Origin of the sequence: Haloarcula vallismortis ATCC 29715, from assembly GCF_000337775.1 — an archaeon.
GTDB classification, from domain to species: domain Archaea; phylum Halobacteriota; class Halobacteria; order Halobacteriales; family Haloarculaceae; genus Haloarcula; species Haloarcula vallismortis.
Window position 1 is genome coordinate 1 of sequence record NZ_AOLQ01000024.1, and the last position, 1,287, is coordinate 1,287.

The 1,287-nt window shown below is 56.4% G+C and carries 1 protein-coding gene; it reads right to left on the reverse strand.

What is annotated here, in order from left to right; genetic code table 11:
* A partial coding sequence (locus C437_RS06575; RefSeq protein ID WP_049919657.1) for an IS4 family transposase occupies positions 1-1,201 on the reverse strand: 1,201 nt, incomplete at its 3' end.
* Positions 1,202-1,287: the final 86 nt, after the last annotated feature.

Sequence of the window (1,287 nt, forward strand, 5' to 3'; positions counted from 1 at the left end):
GGTATAACTGGATCAGGTGTGCGTGGCGTTCGACGGCTAGTGACCCGCGACGAGGGGGGTGCCGCGACGCCGACTCGTCGGCGTCCGCGGCCTCACGGCGCTTCGCCTCCAGTTCGTGGAGTTCGTCGATGATCACGCGGCTGATCATCAACGAGATCGCCGCCATGATGATCAGCGCCTCGATGATGTACGGCTTGGTCGTGTTGATCTCGTCAAGTCGGAACCGGGATTTGAGCTCTTTGAACAGCAACTCCACTTCCCACCGCGCCCGATAGAGCTGCGCGATATCGGGCGCGGGGTAGTCGCTCTGTGGCAGATTCGTGAAGTACAGGTGGTACTCACCGTTGTTTTCGTCGAGCAAACCAACCAGCCTGAACTGCTTCGTTGCAGTAGCCGAAGATCCGCGTTTGCGGTCAAATTCCAGTTCAACGAGCACGTCGATCTCCTGTCGCTGAAGGTCGTCGAGGACGGCCTTCAGCGACTTCCCTTCCAGCGTAATACTGTTGCCCCGCCACGTCCGCAGCTCCTCGACGACTTTCGGGTTAGCGTTGGACTTAACGCGAGAAACGAACCAGCCGTCGTTGGCGTCAATGCGGTCGAATAGCCAGAAATCATAGAAGCCGAGATCGAACAGGATGAGTGCGCCAGCTACCCACTCGCCGGTGGGTAGCTGGCTCCGTTCATGCGTTGTTCCGTCGCTTGTTTGGAATCTCGTCGGAAGGCCGGTTGAGAGCGACTCGGTGAGATGTACTTTCAGCCCGGCTTGGTCGTCGCCAGACGCTGTGTAGACATCGTTGGCGTCTTGATAGAGTGAGATGAACGTGGCGTCAACGATGAGAACGTCTCGAAAGTGTTCGAGACGCCCTCTAAGGTCGTTTCTGCCGGGATCGAGATTCTCGATGGCGTCATCGAGAATCTCACGAAGGAGCGCAACGAGCGTCGGTGAGAACCAGTTGGTGAAGGACGGATGGGTAAGTTCGTCACAGTCAGCGACTTCGACAAAGCGTTCGAGAAACGCCTGAATAGAGCGATCTGATCCAGCAGCGAAGCCAAACGAGAGCGTATAGAACAGCGCAATGAAGTCGAACTTGCGCTCTCGCTGAATAAGATTCGTTGCGCGAGCGCGCTCGCGCAACTCATCGGAGGGAAACGCTCTTTGAATCCGGTCAACGACTACTGAATCCGGTGGGGAGTATGGCATTACTCTCACCGGGTTCCTGACATCGGTAGTTCCGGCGATATCTAATCAACAGACAGCGGTTGGTAGTCGCATTAAACTAGAACGAA